15 protein-coding genes and 1 riboswitch are annotated in these 12,215 nt (G+C 59.8%); of the genes, 6 read left to right on the top strand and 9 right to left on the bottom strand.

Annotated elements, in window-relative coordinates; genetic code table 11:
• Positions 1-10: 10 nt before the first annotated feature.
• From BLW11_RS08085 to BLW11_RS08070, 4 genes are all read right to left on the bottom strand, one after another.
• A complete protein-coding gene (locus BLW11_RS08085) occupies positions 11-700 on the bottom strand; it encodes an ABC transporter permease (RefSeq protein ID WP_048359195.1) in 690 nt (229 codons plus the stop codon).
• Positions 701-791: 91 nt separating this feature from the next.
• The gene (locus BLW11_RS08080; RefSeq protein ID WP_048359196.1) at positions 792-1,571 is read right to left on the bottom strand and encodes an ABC transporter substrate-binding protein; all 780 of its coding nucleotides are present in this window, start codon (positions 1,569-1,571) and stop codon (positions 792-794) included.
• A gap of 163 nt (positions 1,572-1,734) precedes the next feature.
• Positions 1,735-3,501: a DUF1302 domain-containing protein gene (locus BLW11_RS08075; protein ID WP_048359197.1), complete on the bottom strand. Its 1,767-nt coding sequence runs from the start codon at positions 3,499-3,501 to the stop codon at positions 1,735-1,737.
• Positions 3,502-3,697: 196 nt separating this feature from the next.
• A complete protein-coding gene (locus BLW11_RS08070) occupies positions 3,698-4,327 on the bottom strand; it encodes a LysE family translocator (RefSeq protein ID WP_016779501.1) in 630 nt (209 codons plus the stop codon).
• An 80-nt stretch (positions 4,328-4,407) separates the two neighbouring features.
• Here BLW11_RS08070 and BLW11_RS08065 point away from each other — a divergent pair, with 80 nt between their 5' ends.
• The 3 genes from BLW11_RS08065 to BLW11_RS08055 all read left to right on the top strand — a co-directional run bounded on the left by BLW11_RS08065 (position 4,408) and on the right by BLW11_RS08055 (position 7,248).
• Positions 4,408-5,373, top strand: coding sequence for a 2-hydroxyacid dehydrogenase (locus tag BLW11_RS08065; protein ID WP_048359198.1), 966 nt, complete (start codon positions 4,408-4,410; stop codon positions 5,371-5,373).
• A gap of 30 nt (positions 5,374-5,403) precedes the next feature.
• A complete protein-coding gene (locus BLW11_RS08060; RefSeq protein ID WP_048359199.1) occupies positions 5,404-6,402 on the top strand; it encodes a class I SAM-dependent methyltransferase in 999 nt (332 codons plus the stop codon).
• Between the two features lie 49 nt (positions 6,403-6,451).
• Positions 6,452-6,573, top strand: a riboswitch (yybP-ykoY riboswitch).
• A 90-nt stretch (positions 6,574-6,663) separates the two neighbouring features.
• Positions 6,664-7,248: a TMEM165/GDT1 family protein gene (locus tag BLW11_RS08055; protein ID WP_048359538.1), complete on the top strand. Its 585-nt coding sequence runs from the start codon at positions 6,664-6,666 to the stop codon at positions 7,246-7,248.
• Positions 7,249-7,364: 116 nt separating this feature from the next.
• Here the strand turns inward: BLW11_RS08055 and BLW11_RS08050 are convergent, their stop codons facing one another.
• From BLW11_RS08050 to BLW11_RS08035, 4 genes are read right to left on the bottom strand one after another with little or no spacing between them, the layout of a single operon-like run.
• On the bottom strand, positions 7,365-8,186 hold the full coding sequence (locus tag BLW11_RS08050; RefSeq protein WP_048359200.1) for a M48 family metallopeptidase: 822 nt from the start codon (positions 8,184-8,186) through the stop codon (positions 7,365-7,367).
• A gap of 34 nt (positions 8,187-8,220) precedes the next feature.
• A complete protein-coding gene (locus BLW11_RS08045) occupies positions 8,221-8,847 on the bottom strand; it encodes an SOS response-associated peptidase (protein WP_048359201.1) in 627 nt (208 codons plus the stop codon).
• A 50-nt stretch (positions 8,848-8,897) separates the two neighbouring features.
• The gene (locus tag BLW11_RS08040) at positions 8,898-9,158 is read right to left on the bottom strand and encodes a putative signal transducing protein (protein WP_048359539.1); all 261 of its coding nucleotides are present in this window, start codon (positions 9,156-9,158) and stop codon (positions 8,898-8,900) included.
• Positions 9,159-9,167: 9 nt separating this feature from the next.
• Positions 9,168-9,353, bottom strand: coding sequence for a CPXCG motif-containing cysteine-rich protein (locus BLW11_RS08035; RefSeq protein WP_048359202.1), 186 nt, complete (start codon positions 9,351-9,353; stop codon positions 9,168-9,170).
• Positions 9,354-9,458: 105 nt separating this feature from the next.
• Here BLW11_RS08035 and BLW11_RS08030 point away from each other — a divergent pair, with 105 nt between their 5' ends.
• Both BLW11_RS08030 and BLW11_RS08025 read left to right on the top strand, forming a co-directional pair.
• Positions 9,459-10,622 (top strand): 1-acyl-sn-glycerol-3-phosphate acyltransferase, encoded by a 1,164-nt coding sequence (locus BLW11_RS08030; RefSeq protein WP_193790165.1) that lies wholly within the window; start codon positions 9,459-9,461, stop codon positions 10,620-10,622.
• A 169-nt stretch (positions 10,623-10,791) separates the two neighbouring features.
• A complete protein-coding gene (locus BLW11_RS08025) occupies positions 10,792-10,998 on the top strand; it encodes a hypothetical protein (RefSeq protein ID WP_048359204.1) in 207 nt (68 codons plus the stop codon).
• A gap of 59 nt (positions 10,999-11,057) precedes the next feature.
• Here the strand turns inward: BLW11_RS08025 and BLW11_RS08020 are convergent, their stop codons facing one another.
• Positions 11,058-11,642, bottom strand: coding sequence for a YajG family lipoprotein (locus tag BLW11_RS08020; RefSeq protein WP_019823871.1), 585 nt, complete (start codon positions 11,640-11,642; stop codon positions 11,058-11,060).
• Positions 11,643-11,799: 157 nt separating this feature from the next.
• Here BLW11_RS08020 and BLW11_RS08015 point away from each other — a divergent pair, with 157 nt between their 5' ends.
• A complete protein-coding gene (locus BLW11_RS08015) occupies positions 11,800-12,033 on the top strand; it encodes a hypothetical protein (protein ID WP_048359205.1) in 234 nt (77 codons plus the stop codon).
• Positions 12,034-12,215 lie beyond the last annotated feature (182 nt).

Genomic DNA, 12,215 nt, shown 5'->3' with positions numbered 1-12,215 from the left:
GGGCTCCCAATCACAGTTCGGCGGCTTTTATGCCGACCGAAAAGTGTTTTTCCAGATAACGCAGCACCAGCAAGGACACGCTGGTCAGCATCAGATACAACACCGCCACGGCGAGGAAAAACGTGAACGGCTCGTGGGTCGCATCCGCTGCGTTCTTGGCTTTGAACATCATGTCCTGCAAGCCGATAACCGAAATCAGCGCGGTGGACTTGGTCAGCACCAGCCAGTTGTTGGTGAACCCCGGCAGGGCGAAGCGGATCATCTGCGGCACCAGGATTCGCCAGAACACCTGTGAACGGCTCATGCCATACGCCTGGCCGGCCTCGGCCTGACCTGCTGGGATGGCCATAAAGGCACCCCTAAAGGTTTCCGACAGATAGGCGCCAAATATGAAGCCCATGGTGCAGACACCGGCGATGAAGGGATTGATATCGATGTAGCCGGTGTAGCCCAGCGCCAGCGCGATGCGATTGATCAGGTCCTGGCCGCCATAAAAGATCAGCAGGATCAGCACCAGATCAGGGATACCTCGAATTACCGTGGTATAGCCCTCCCCCAGCCGCGCCAGCCATTTGACCGGGGACAGCCGAAAGGCCGCACCCACCAGACCGAGGGCAACCGCCAGGGCCATGGACGTCAGGGCAAGGTTCACGGTCAGCCAGGCACCATCGAGAATGCTCGATCCGTAGCCGTGGAGCATGATGAAATTCCTCAAGCGAGCGCCAAAAAAAGCGCGAGACCAACCCCGACCGCCTCCTGACAAGGAGGCGGTTTGAGGGTTGCGGGGTTACTTAGCGTTGGCCGTAGATGTCGTACGTGAAGTACTTGGCCATGACTTGATCGTATTTGCCGTTGGCGCGTATCGCATCAATGGCGGCGCTCAGGCGCGCGGCGTTGGCGGCATCGCCTTTACGCACCGCAATACCGGCGCCACGACCGAAGTATTTCGGGTCGTTGATGTCCGGGCCAACCAGGGCGTAATCCTTGCCTGCCGGGGTTTTGATAAAACTCTCGTCGGTGTAGACGATGTCCGCCAGGGTGGCGTCCAGTCGGCCCGAGGCCAGGTCGAGAAAGGCTTCATTCTGCGTGGAGTAACGCACAACCACGACGCCCGCCGGCTCCAGCTGTTCGGTTGCAAAGCGGTCATAGGTCGAAGAACGCTGCACGCCCAGACGCTTGCCCTTGAGGTCAACCTTGGGGTCGGTGAGCACATTGCCCGCCTTCATCGCGAACTTGCCCGGGGTGTGGTAGTACTTTTTGCTGAAATCCACCGACTTGAGGCGGTCTTCGGTAATCGACATCGAAGACAGCACCGCATCAACCTTGCGCACTTTCAGAGAAGGAATCATGCCGTCGAACTCCTGGACGACCCAGGTGCATTTGGCTTTCATTTCTTCACACAGCGCATTGCCGATGTCGTAGTCAAAACCGCTGACTTCACCCTCAGGGGTTCTGAAGGAGAATGGCGGATAGGCCGCCTCGATGCCGATGCGCAGCGGCGCTTCATCGGCGTGAGCCATAAGGCTCGCAGCGCAAAGTGCCAATACACCTAGAAGTTCTGTCTTTTTCAAATTATTGACTCCTGAAGGGGCGCCATCCGGGCTGGCTCGGTGGTTAAAACCAATGAGGGTGCGCGCCTATAAGTGACACGTATTATTTCAGAAATCAATATAGTGAAAATAAATATATCACCAGCAGGCAATACCTCTCCCACAAAAAAGAGAGAGGGGGCTGTCAGAACTTCACGCCCACCGTCAGCGCCACAAAGTCGCGGTCGCTCAACGTGCTGTAGCGCCCGCCAAAGAAGTTGGTGTACGACAGGCTGCTGGTGTAGGTGTTTTGATATTCACCGTCCAGGCCCAGGGTGATGGCTTTGCGGCCTTCTTCGAAGTTGGCGTTGGGGCCGGGGGAATAGCCGCTGATGTCATGGGACCAACCCAGATTGGGCTTGAGGTTCACACCGGGCAATACGCTGTTGTATTCCCACACCGCCCGGCCACGGTAGCCCCAGGACGTGGTGGTGGCGAAACCATCGTCACCCTCGGAGCCGAAGACCGGATCACGGCCATAACGCAGGTCTGACGTCCCCCCCAGACCGCCCACATGGGTCACGCCCACCTCACCGATCACGGTCAGGCGATTGGCCCCCATCGCATTGTCGAAAATATGCGTGAGCGACGTCTGGAACTGGGTGATTTCCTTGCGCTGATAACCCTGAACATCGGCTCCGGGCGTCACGGTCAGCGGCGAGGCGTCGGCAAGGCCGGGCAGCAACGTGACATTGGCATACAACAAGTCGTTGCTGTTGAGTTGCACCGGGGCATTGGGACGGTAGCTCAGCTCGCCTTTCCAGGCCGTGCCTGTGGATAACGTAGTGGCGAAGCTCAAACCATACAGACGGATGTCTTCGGGGTATTCGACGTAATAGCTGGAGTTGCCGGCAACGATCATCGGCGCCAGCCCGCCCGCACCAGCCGCCGCGTTATAGACCGACTGCGGCGCAGCGCCCGCACTGAGGATCGGGTCACGGCTGTGATAATTCATGAAATAGGCGCCAAACTCGGTGTCCAGCGGCTCAAACACATAGTGCATGGCCACGCCGAACTGCCCGCTGTTGCGCGCATTGCGGTTGGCGCCACGACGCACCAGTACGCCCTCGCCATTCACGTCGACACCCGCGCCGGTGAGCGCCGCAAGGTCTGCTACATCGAGCGCCGAGCGCTTGCTCATGACACGATAATTACCGCTGCAACCGTCCGCGGTCACGTCCGACTGCGAGAAAAACGTCCCGCAGTTATCCGCCTCTGACTGCTGCCAGTCGAGCTGATAGAACGCTTCGGCCGACAGATTGTCGGTCAGGTTTTGCGAGAGATAGAACAGGTTGACCGGCACCAGACCGTCTTTGTATTCAGTGCCCGGCCGCCGATAAGCCGACACGTCAGTGGGGTTGATCGCATTGATCCCGCCGCCGATAAACACGCCCTCGCCCCAACTGACCACTTGCTTGCCCAGGCGCGCCGCGCCGGGCTGATCGGCGATCTCATAGTTGTGGTACACGAAGGCATCCAGCAGTTGCGCACCGGCCGATTGCGCACTGGCTTTGCGCCCGCTGTCGCTGACGGGTTTGAAGGGCCGGCTGTCGTCCTGCAGCTCGAAGTCGTACCAATACTTGCCGCGCACATACAGGCCACTATCGCCGTACTTCAGCTCCAGCCCGTGCATGCCGGTGAAAATTTTTGAGAAGGTTTCGCCGCGCTTGAAATTGAGGCGGCCATCGTCCGAGATTTCGGACTGCCCCTTGCCGCCATTGTTGGCGCCAATCAGGCTGCGATCGGCCTTGGCGGTCGACCAGCTTGCGCCGATGGACAGCTCGGAATCGATCTGGCCTTCGACTTCGCCGATGTTGAAACTGACGCCCCAAGCGGGCCCGGACAGCGTCGAAACGAGGCTGACTGCCAGCGGCAGTTTGGCTCGGCGCCAGAACCGGTTGACTGAGGACATCGATACTTCTCCGTGGGCACACTGCAATAAGCCCGCAAGGATGAAGCAAATCCAGATTTTGACAAGAACACAGCACAGACCTGTAGCCGCTGCCGAAGGCTGCGATAAGGGCCGCAGGACCTTCTTGGGCGCCGAAAGTACGGGAACGCTTCGCGCTCGATCGCAGCCTTCGGCAGCGGCTACAGGAGACTGCTGTTTAGTGCATCTCGGTAAACGCCAACTTCACGCCCAGCGCCACCAGCACTGCGCCCATGGTGCGATCAAACCAATGACCCATGCGGGCAAAGCCGGTGCGCACGCGTTGATGGCTAAACAGCATGGCGACCATGCAGAACCACACGCCAGTCGCAACGGCCAGGTACACGCCATAACCGGCCTGGATCGACAGCGGCGTGTGCGGATTGATCACCACGGTGAACAACGACAGGAAAAACAGCGTTGCTTTCGGGTTCAGTCCATTGGTCACAAAGCCCGACGTGAAAGCCCCGCGTGCGGTGCGCTCACCCACCGGCAACGAGGCCGCCAGGGCGGCCGGGTCAGCAGGCTTGGCCCGCAGGGCCTTGATCCCGATGTACAGCAGGTAAGCCGCTGCCAGCCATTTAAGGGCGTTAAACAGCACAATCGACTGCGACACAATGATCCCGATACCCAGCAGCGAATAGCCAACGTGGACGAAAATCGCCGTGCCCACACCAAACGCGGTAAACATCCCGGCGCGGCGACCATGGGTCACGCTTTCGCGCACCACCACCGCAAAATCCGGCCCGGGGCTGGCCACGGCCAGCAAGTGAATCAGGGCAACGGTCAAAAATTCTGTCCAGTACATGCACGGCTCCATTACAAATTGTTTCTTCTGTTAGGCTCGCCACATTACGCCTTCATTTCACAGCACAAAAGGTACAGTTGATGACTAACACTCAGCGCGCCGTATTCCTTGATCACCCTTCACTGGATCTGGGCGACCTTGATCTCGGGCCCCTGCGCCGCTGCTTCGGCGAGTTGCAGTTGTGGTCGGACACCACGCCCGCCAACGTGATCGAGCGACTGCAAGGCGCCAGCGTAGCCATCAGCAACAAAATCCTGCTCAACGCCGCTACCCTCGCCGCCTGCCCGAACCTGAAGCTGATCCTGGTGGCGGCCACCGGCACCAATAACGTCGACCTTGAAGCCGCCCGCGCCCAAGGGATCACCGTTGCCAACTGCCAGGGTTACGGCACGCCATCTGTGGCGCAGCACACCCTGGGCCTGCTGCTGGCGCTGGCCACTCGCCTGATCGACTACCAAAAAGCCGTGAGCGATGGCCAGTGGCAGCAAGCGAAGCAGTTCTGCCTGCTGGATTTTCCGATTGTGGAGCTGGAAGGCAAAACTCTGGGCCTGTTCGGTCATGGCGAGCTGGGCAGTGCGGTGGCGAAACTGGCGCAAGCTTTCGGCATGCGCGTCTTGATCGGGCAAATCCCTGGCCGCCCGGCCCGTGACGACCGCTTGCCCCTGGACGAACTTCTGCCCCAGGTCGACGCACTGACTTTTCACTGCCCGCTCAACGAATACACGCGCAACTTCATCGGCGCTCGCGAGCTGGCACTGCTCAAGCCCGGCGCCTTTGTGGTCAACACGGCACGTGGCGGCATGATCGACGAACAAGCCCTGGCCGACGCCCTGCGCAGCGGCCATCTGGGCGGCGCCGCGACCGACGTGCTGAGCGTCGAACCGCCCCGTGACGGCAACCCGCTGCTGGCAGCCGACATCCCGCGCCTGATCATTACCCCGCACAGCGCCTGGGGCAGCCGCGAGGCACGCCAGCGGATCGTCGCCCAACTGGCGCAAAACGCCGAAGCCTTCTTCAACGGTACAGCGCTGCGGGTCGTCAGTTGATAGACTGCGCCCCTTTTTGAGGAGCAGATTATGGATCCGCGCAGTGAAGTACTGCTTCGTCAGCCTGAATACTTTCAAGGCTCGGTGCTGTTGGTCGGTTTGCCGGCTGACGAGTTACTCGGTGAAATGCCCAACGCCCACGGTTGGTGCTGGCATGCCGGCGACCAGGCGACTCTGGATGCCCGCTTTGAAGGCCGTGTGCAGTTTGGCGTCGAAATCCCCGACCGGGCGTTCGATACCGCCGTGGTTTTTTTGCCCAAGTCCAAGGAGCTGAGCGACTACGTGCTCAAAGCCGTGGCCTCTCGCCTGCCCAATGCCGACGTGTTTCTGGTCGGTGAAAAAAAGGGCGGCATTGAAGGCGCGTCGAAACAGCTGACCCCGTTCGGCAAGCCCCGCAAACTCGACAGCGCGCGGCATTGCCAGCTCTGGCAAGTGACCGTGGAAAACGCCCCGCCAGTGCCGGTGCTCGAAGACCTCGCGCAACATTACGAACTGGAGCTGGCCGAAGGCCCGCTAAAAGTCGTGAGCCTGCCGGGCGTATTCAGCCACGGCCGCCTGGATCGCGGCAGTGCCCTTCTGCTTGAGCATCTGGACAAACTGCCCAGCGGTCACGTGCTGGACTTTGGCTGTGGCGCGGGCGTGCTCGGTGCTGCAGTCAAGCGTCGTTACCCGCACAACACCGTCACCCTGCTCGATGTGGATGCCTTCGCCACCGCCAGCAGCCGCCTGACCCTCGCAGCCAACGGCCTGGAAGGCGAAGTGATTACCGGCAACGGCATCGACGCTGCACCCATGGGCTTGAACTCTATCCTGAGCAATCCGCCGTTCCATGTCGGGGTGCATACCGATTACCAAGCCACTGAGAACTTGCTGCAAAAAGCAGTGAAACATCTGAAATCAGGTGGCGAACTTCGAATTGTGGCCAACAGTTTCCTGCGCTATCAACCGCTGATCGAAGAGCATTTCGGTGCCTGTGCGGTCAAGGCACAAGGCCAGGGTTTTCGGATCTACAGCGCCAAACGCCGTTGAAGTCTCTGGAAAATAAGAGCTTGCGGGATCGGATTTGCCTAGGCAGAATCCGCTCCGTCCTAGGGGAGTAGTCTCCCACGAGCGTCATGCTCGTCCGGCATACGTCAACATACTTGGTCAACAGACCATGGCGTATGCGACCCAGGTGTCCGCACAGACGGACCGGGGTTTGACAAGACCTATGACACGAACACCTTACCCGGGGCGGGAAGGCTGTACGTGTCATAGCCGTGTCGACCCGCCCCTGGAAACCACCTGATGATGCTCGATTCCCTACTTGTTCCTACCGCAATTGTTGCCTTGGCCGAAATCGGCGACAAGACGCAGCTGCTCGCCCTCATTCTCGCCGCCCGCTTTCGAAAGCCCTGGCCGATTATCGCCGGCATCGTGGTCGCCACCCTGGCCAACCATGCCGCAGCCGGTGCCGTAGGCGCCTGGTTCAGCACCTTCTTCAGTGATGTAATGCTGCACTGGATCCTCGCCGCGAGCTTTATCGCCACCGCGCTGTGGACGCTGGTTCCCGACAAGATGGACGACGACGAAGCCAGTACTGCACGCAAGTACGGGCCTTTCGTCACCACCCTGATCACATTCTTCATTGCCGAAATCGGCGACAAGACCCAGGTTGCGACGGTGATGCTCGCCGCACAATACCCGGACCTGTGGCTGGTGATTATCGGTACCACCCTGGGCATGCTGATTGCCAACGTGCCGGTGGTTTTGGCGGGTAACTTTGCCGCAGACAAACTGCCGCTGACCCTGATCCGCCGCCTGGCAGCCACCGCATTCGTCGTACTGGCCGCAGTGGCGGTGTACAAGGCGATGGCAATCAGCGGCTGGGTTTAAAACCAAAGCCCCTCACCCTCTCCCAAAAGGAGAGGGACTGATTTACGGTGATCTTGAATTCGCGAGCGATCAGCCCCCTCTCCCTCCGGGAGAGGGTTGGGGTGAGGGCCAGGTCGTTACTGGGTTTTCGGGGCCTGCTGATAAAGCGGCATTACCTTCGGAATGGCCGCTTGCAGCGCAGCAATCCGGCTACTGGAGGCCGGGTGGGTGCTCATGAATTCCGGCGGCGCATCCTGGGATTCCCGGGCCATTTTCTGCCACAGGGTAATCGCCGCATTCGGGTTGTAGCCCGCTCGCGCCGCCAGCTCCAGGCCGATCAGGTCCGCTTCGTTTTCATTGCTGCGACTGTTGGGCAAGGTCAGGCTGTAGTTGACCACGGTATCAGCCAGCCCGAGGCTGTCTTGCCCCAACCCCAGCAATGCACCCGCACCCTGCTTGGCGATCTCGATGCCATAGGCTTTGGACATGGACTCACGGCCGTGTTCACGCAAGGCGTGGGCAATTTCATGGCCCATGATCGCGGCAATTTCGTCGTCACTGAGCTTGAGCTGATCGATGATCCCGCTGTAGAAAATGATCTTGCCGCCGGGACCGCAGTTGGCGTTGAGCTCGTCGCTCTTGATCAGATTGACTTCCCAGTTCCATTGCGAGGCATCCGGGCGAAAGGCCGGGGCCTGGGCAATCAGTCGGTTGGCAATCGCCTGCAGGCGCTTGGCATTGGCACTGGTCTTGTCCAGCGCGCCCTTGGTGCTCGCCTCGCTGACAGTCTGCTGATACGACTGCGCATACATCTGATCAACCTGCTGGCTCGACAGCATGCTGAACATGTACTGCTTGCGCTCGACACCGACCGCGCCGCCATTGGTGGTATTCACCGCCTGGCAACCGCTGAGCAACAACCCCGCGCCCACGGCGCACACTACCGCTAACTTACCCATCGTGACTCTCCATAAAGATGGTGCGCATCGTATCTCAACCCGGGGTCAGACACTCAGGGGCATTGAGTTTGGGATCGTTGACCAGATTGGCCAACGGCCGCTCGCGCAGCGGCATCTGCGGGCTGGCCAGCAATGCCTGTAGCGTATGCAGCGGGGTTTGAGGGTCAAGCCAGGCCTGCTGGCCCGCCTCATCCAGAATCAAGGGTCGGCGCTGACTCGCTGCCGCCTGGGTGATGACCGCCGTGCTCAGCCAAACATGGCCCTGGACGGGGTACGCTTCCCAGATACCGGCAAAAAACAGCGAAGAGCCCTCGCCAGGCGTCAGCCAATAGGGCCGTTTGCGGGTCGTGCCGCGCCATTCATAAAAGCCGTTGGCCGGGATCAGGCAGCGCCGCTCACGCAAGGCATCGCGAAACATCGGCTGTTCGGCTGCCGTCTCGGCACGGGCATGGGCCGGGGTTCGAGACAGGTCGGTCAGCCACGCGGGGGTCAGGCCCCAGCGTGCCCGCGCCAGTTCGCGCTGGCCTGGCTCTGCGCCTGCACGCAGGATCAATACCGAATCATTAGGCGAAATATTCCACTGAGCCTGCTGGTCCGCCGGAAAACCGGGCAAGGCTGCAAACGCAGGATTCCAGCGAAACAGGGCAAAACGTCCACACATGGGGCTGTACAACTCTTTTCTATATAGCAGTGAATAAACCGTCGCTGACCTCAGCAGTCCAGCACATCGGGGAAACTCTCGGGCTCGTCGCCCGCCACCGGTGATGCGGCATTGTACGCATCGATCAACTCGCGCGCGTATCGCGCTTGATCATCGGCCACGGCCAGCCCCAGCAAACCCAACGCCGGCAGCTCACCGGTCCCGCCAATCAAATCACGCCCCTGAAGGCACGCGTCAACGCCTTCACTGGCAAGCATGCCCAGTAACAGCTCGGCTTCCATCAGGTTTTGCGGTTCGTAGATGCGTTGCATGGCATTCACTCACGACTCATTCTCGGTATGTACATCAAGCATCCACTTCTGACCATCGGTCTGAAGGTGGAAAACAATCGGCCGGCAACACACCGGGCAATCCTCAATGTAACTTTGATCCCCCCCTGAAAGATCGAGCACGGCTTCAGCGGGTTCGCCGCAATAGGGGCACTCATAGTGTTCAGTCTCAAGCATCGCGGTCTCCAGAGTGACTTGTGCGTATAATCGCCGTCTATTAGCAGGGTTATTTTTTACCCTGCCCTGCGTACCAACCCTAGCCGTTTCCAACAAGAGAGCATGATGGGCCAATTCGATACCATCCGACCTTACGACGACGCCGAAGTACCAGCAGTGCTGGCCCGGCTGCTCAGCGACAAGGCGTTTCTAGATATCCTGACCCACTTTCGCTTCCCGCGCCTGGCAGGCGCGTTCGGCTGGTTGTTAAAACCTCTTATAGCTCATCGCTTGCGCAAAGAGTTCGCGAGCGTCAATTCGGTGGCTTCATTGCAGGACAAGGTCGAGGTTTATGTCGACCGCACCATCGAACATGCAACCGACGGCGTGACCTATACCGGCGTCGAGCAATTGAAGACCGGTAGCGCTTACCTGTTTTTGGCCAACCACCGCGATATCGTGATGGACCCGGCCTTCGTCAACTATGCGGTGTATCACGCGGGCCTGCCGACGCCGCGTATCGCCATTGGCGACAACCTGCTGCAAAAACCCTTTGTCAGCGACCTGATGCGCCTGAACAAGAGCTTTATTGTGCACCGCTCGATCGCCGGGCGCCGCGAAAAGCTCGCGGCCTATCAGCTGCTGTCGGCGTATATCAATCACTCGATCCGCACCGACTGCCAGTCGATCTGGATCGCCCAGGCCGAAGGGCGCGCCAAGGACGGTGATGACCGTACCGATTCGGCGATCCTGAAAATGTTCCACATGAGCCGTAAAAACGAGCCGTTTGCCGAGGTCATCCAGTCGCTGAACCTGACCCCGGTGTCCATCAGCTACGAGTACGACCCCTGTGACCAGGCCAAGGCCCGCGAGCTGTATATCCGCGCCACCACCGGTACTTACACCAAGGTGCCGGGCGAAGACGACACCAGCATCGCCAATGGCATTACCGGCTACAAAGGCCGCGTGCACGTGAACTTTGCTGCGCCCGTCATCGAGCCTTTCGAAGACAGCAAATTGCTGGCCGCCGAAATGGATCGCCATATCCTCAGTGGCTACCGCCTGTTCCCGGCGCACTACCTGGCGTATGCGCAGTGGACTGATGCCGAGCCCGAGCTGCAAGTACCGTCGGCCACCGAAGTATTCGGTGCCGAAGAACTGGCCAAGGCCCAGCAGGAATGGCAGCGCCGCCTGGACGCCTGCCCTGCCGAGCACCGCCCGTATCTGGTGCTGCAATACGCGATGCCGGTACGTAACCAGTATCGGGTCAAGGCCGGGCTGCCCCTGTAACCCGATAAGACCCGTGGGAGCGAGCCTGCTCGCGATTGCATCTACTCGAACTGAGCCGCCCGCATCGCGAGCAGGCTCGCTCCCACAGCAATGCTTAATTTCTGCTGTAACCGTATCGTCATGTAGAGGAGCCACTCTGTGGCCCCTCGACACCGACACGGAGCTTGTCATGCTGCACGCAGAAAACCAGGACCGCCTGTATCTGATCGCCCCCAGCGACGAACAGCAGGCACTGATCGAAGGTCTGGCCTTTAATGTTCAGGATCATCACTGGCTGGTGTATTGCGCCCTGAGTGGCCATACCCATGCCGACTTGCCAGAGCTGGATTTGCTCACCGGCGTCAGCCGCCTGGAGCTGTATGCCGAAGCGGCCTGAAGCGGCCAAACACAAAAAAGCCCGAACTCACTGAGTTCGGGCTTTTTGTTTTACTGCGTTTATTCGCCGAGCAAACGACCTATGGTCGGGTCCTTGAACACACGGGTCAACGCATCACTCAACACGTCACTCACCAGCTTGGTGTTGGTTTCCTGATTCGGCGCCATGCCGAAGCGCTGGTCCAGGGACGCACCATAACGACCGCTGTAAGTACGGCCACCGTTCTTCACATCAGAGCGGAACGTTGCGCCAATGGTGGCTTCGGTCACGTACATGGTGTCTTTGGGCGACTGATACTTGAGCTCGGCCAGGGTGACGGTCAGCGTTGGTGCATTCATCGCATTGGATGTCGGCGTGTAACCCAGCAAACGCACGGCAGCTTCGGCCTGGGCTTGCAGCTTTGGAATCAGGTCGGCACTGCTGACGCTGATCGCGCTGGTTTCGGGGTACATGCCACCACGGGTGCCCAGGGTTGGCGACGGACGACCGTCCACCACACGTACTACCACCGGCTGGCCACGACCCACTGGCGCAAGTTGGGTGGTCAGCTTGGGTTGCGGGCTGAGTTGTTGCGGGCTGTGGGCGCAGCCGACCAGAGTCAAACTGGTCACAGTAATCAAACCGAACAACAGGCGTTGCAACATGCTTATCTCTCCAGGACTGGGTAACACAGACCGTCAGTATAGCGGTGCAGTGCACCCGCTAACTAGCCGCTTGCTGTCACCACCCTGTCATCGCAGTTACATCGCGATGTCACGTCACCGGGGCATAGTCTGACTGACTGACTCAACAGGTGACGCCATGAACATGCTCTTGTCGCTGCTCGGCCTTGATCGCCCCCATCGCTGCTTCGCCCGCCTCGACTCAGCGGGTCGCTGCCAGGCCTTCAAGCAATGCAAACAACCGCCGGTCGGCGATAGCTGGGTCGAAATCGAAGAAATCCGCCTCAACTGGTTGCACCAGGTACTACCCGCCAACGCCCGTATCAGCCCGCCCGCAACGCGCTCGGCGGTGCAACCCTTGTTGGGACTTTGACCGGCGAACCAATAAAAGTCATTTAACAGGATCAATTGCCCGCGTTTCTTCGCTACAATCTCCCCCCGATTATAAGGACGTCTCCTGATCGGGCCTCGCAGCACCGCTAATGCGCTTGTATTAGCACCCCCGCACCGCCCACAGAGAGCCGCCCACACAGATCATGTGTTGCGGATGCGCTT

It is taken from the genome of Pseudomonas deceptionensis (assembly GCF_900106095.1).
Classification (GTDB): domain Bacteria; phylum Pseudomonadota; class Gammaproteobacteria; order Pseudomonadales; family Pseudomonadaceae; genus Aquipseudomonas; species Aquipseudomonas deceptionensis.
This window is presented reverse-complemented; position numbering and strand designations above follow the sequence as displayed.

Coding starts and splice junctions, on each gene's coding strand:
- BLW11_RS08060 (WP_048359199.1), top strand. CDS start 5,404: ATGGATCCGCGCAGTGAAGTACTGCTTCGTCAGCCTGAATACTTTCAA.
- BLW11_RS08015 (WP_048359205.1), top strand. CDS start 11,800: ATGAACATGCTCTTGTCGCTGCTCGGCCTTGATCGCCCCCATCGCTGC.
- BLW11_RS08070 (WP_016779501.1), bottom strand. CDS start 4,327: ATGTACTGGACAGAATTTTTGACCGTTGCCCTGATTCACTTGCTGGCC.
- BLW11_RS08035 (WP_048359202.1), bottom strand. CDS start 9,353: ATGCTTGAGACTGAACACTATGAGTGCCCCTATTGCGGCGAACCCGCT.
- BLW11_RS08075 (WP_048359197.1), bottom strand. CDS start 3,501: ATGTCCTCAGTCAACCGGTTCTGGCGCCGAGCCAAACTGCCGCTGGCA.
- BLW11_RS08045 (WP_048359201.1), bottom strand. CDS start 8,847: ATGTGTGGACGTTTTGCCCTGTTTCGCTGGAATCCTGCGTTTGCAGCC.
- BLW11_RS08085 (WP_048359195.1), bottom strand. CDS start 700: ATGCTCCACGGCTACGGATCGAGCATTCTCGATGGTGCCTGGCTGACC.
- BLW11_RS08040 (WP_048359539.1), bottom strand. CDS start 9,158: ATGCAACGCATCTACGAACCGCAAAACCTGATGGAAGCCGAGCTGTTA.
- BLW11_RS08065 (WP_048359198.1), top strand. CDS start 4,408: ATGACTAACACTCAGCGCGCCGTATTCCTTGATCACCCTTCACTGGAT.
- BLW11_RS08050 (WP_048359200.1), bottom strand. CDS start 8,186: ATGGGTAAGTTAGCGGTAGTGTGCGCCGTGGGCGCGGGGTTGTTGCTC.
- BLW11_RS08055 (WP_048359538.1), top strand. CDS start 6,664: ATGCTCGATTCCCTACTTGTTCCTACCGCAATTGTTGCCTTGGCCGAA.
- BLW11_RS08020 (WP_019823871.1), bottom strand. CDS start 11,642: ATGTTGCAACGCCTGTTGTTCGGTTTGATTACTGTGACCAGTTTGACT.
- BLW11_RS08030 (WP_193790165.1), top strand. CDS start 9,459: ATGGGCCAATTCGATACCATCCGACCTTACGACGACGCCGAAGTACCA.
- BLW11_RS08025 (WP_048359204.1), top strand. CDS start 10,792: ATGCTGCACGCAGAAAACCAGGACCGCCTGTATCTGATCGCCCCCAGC.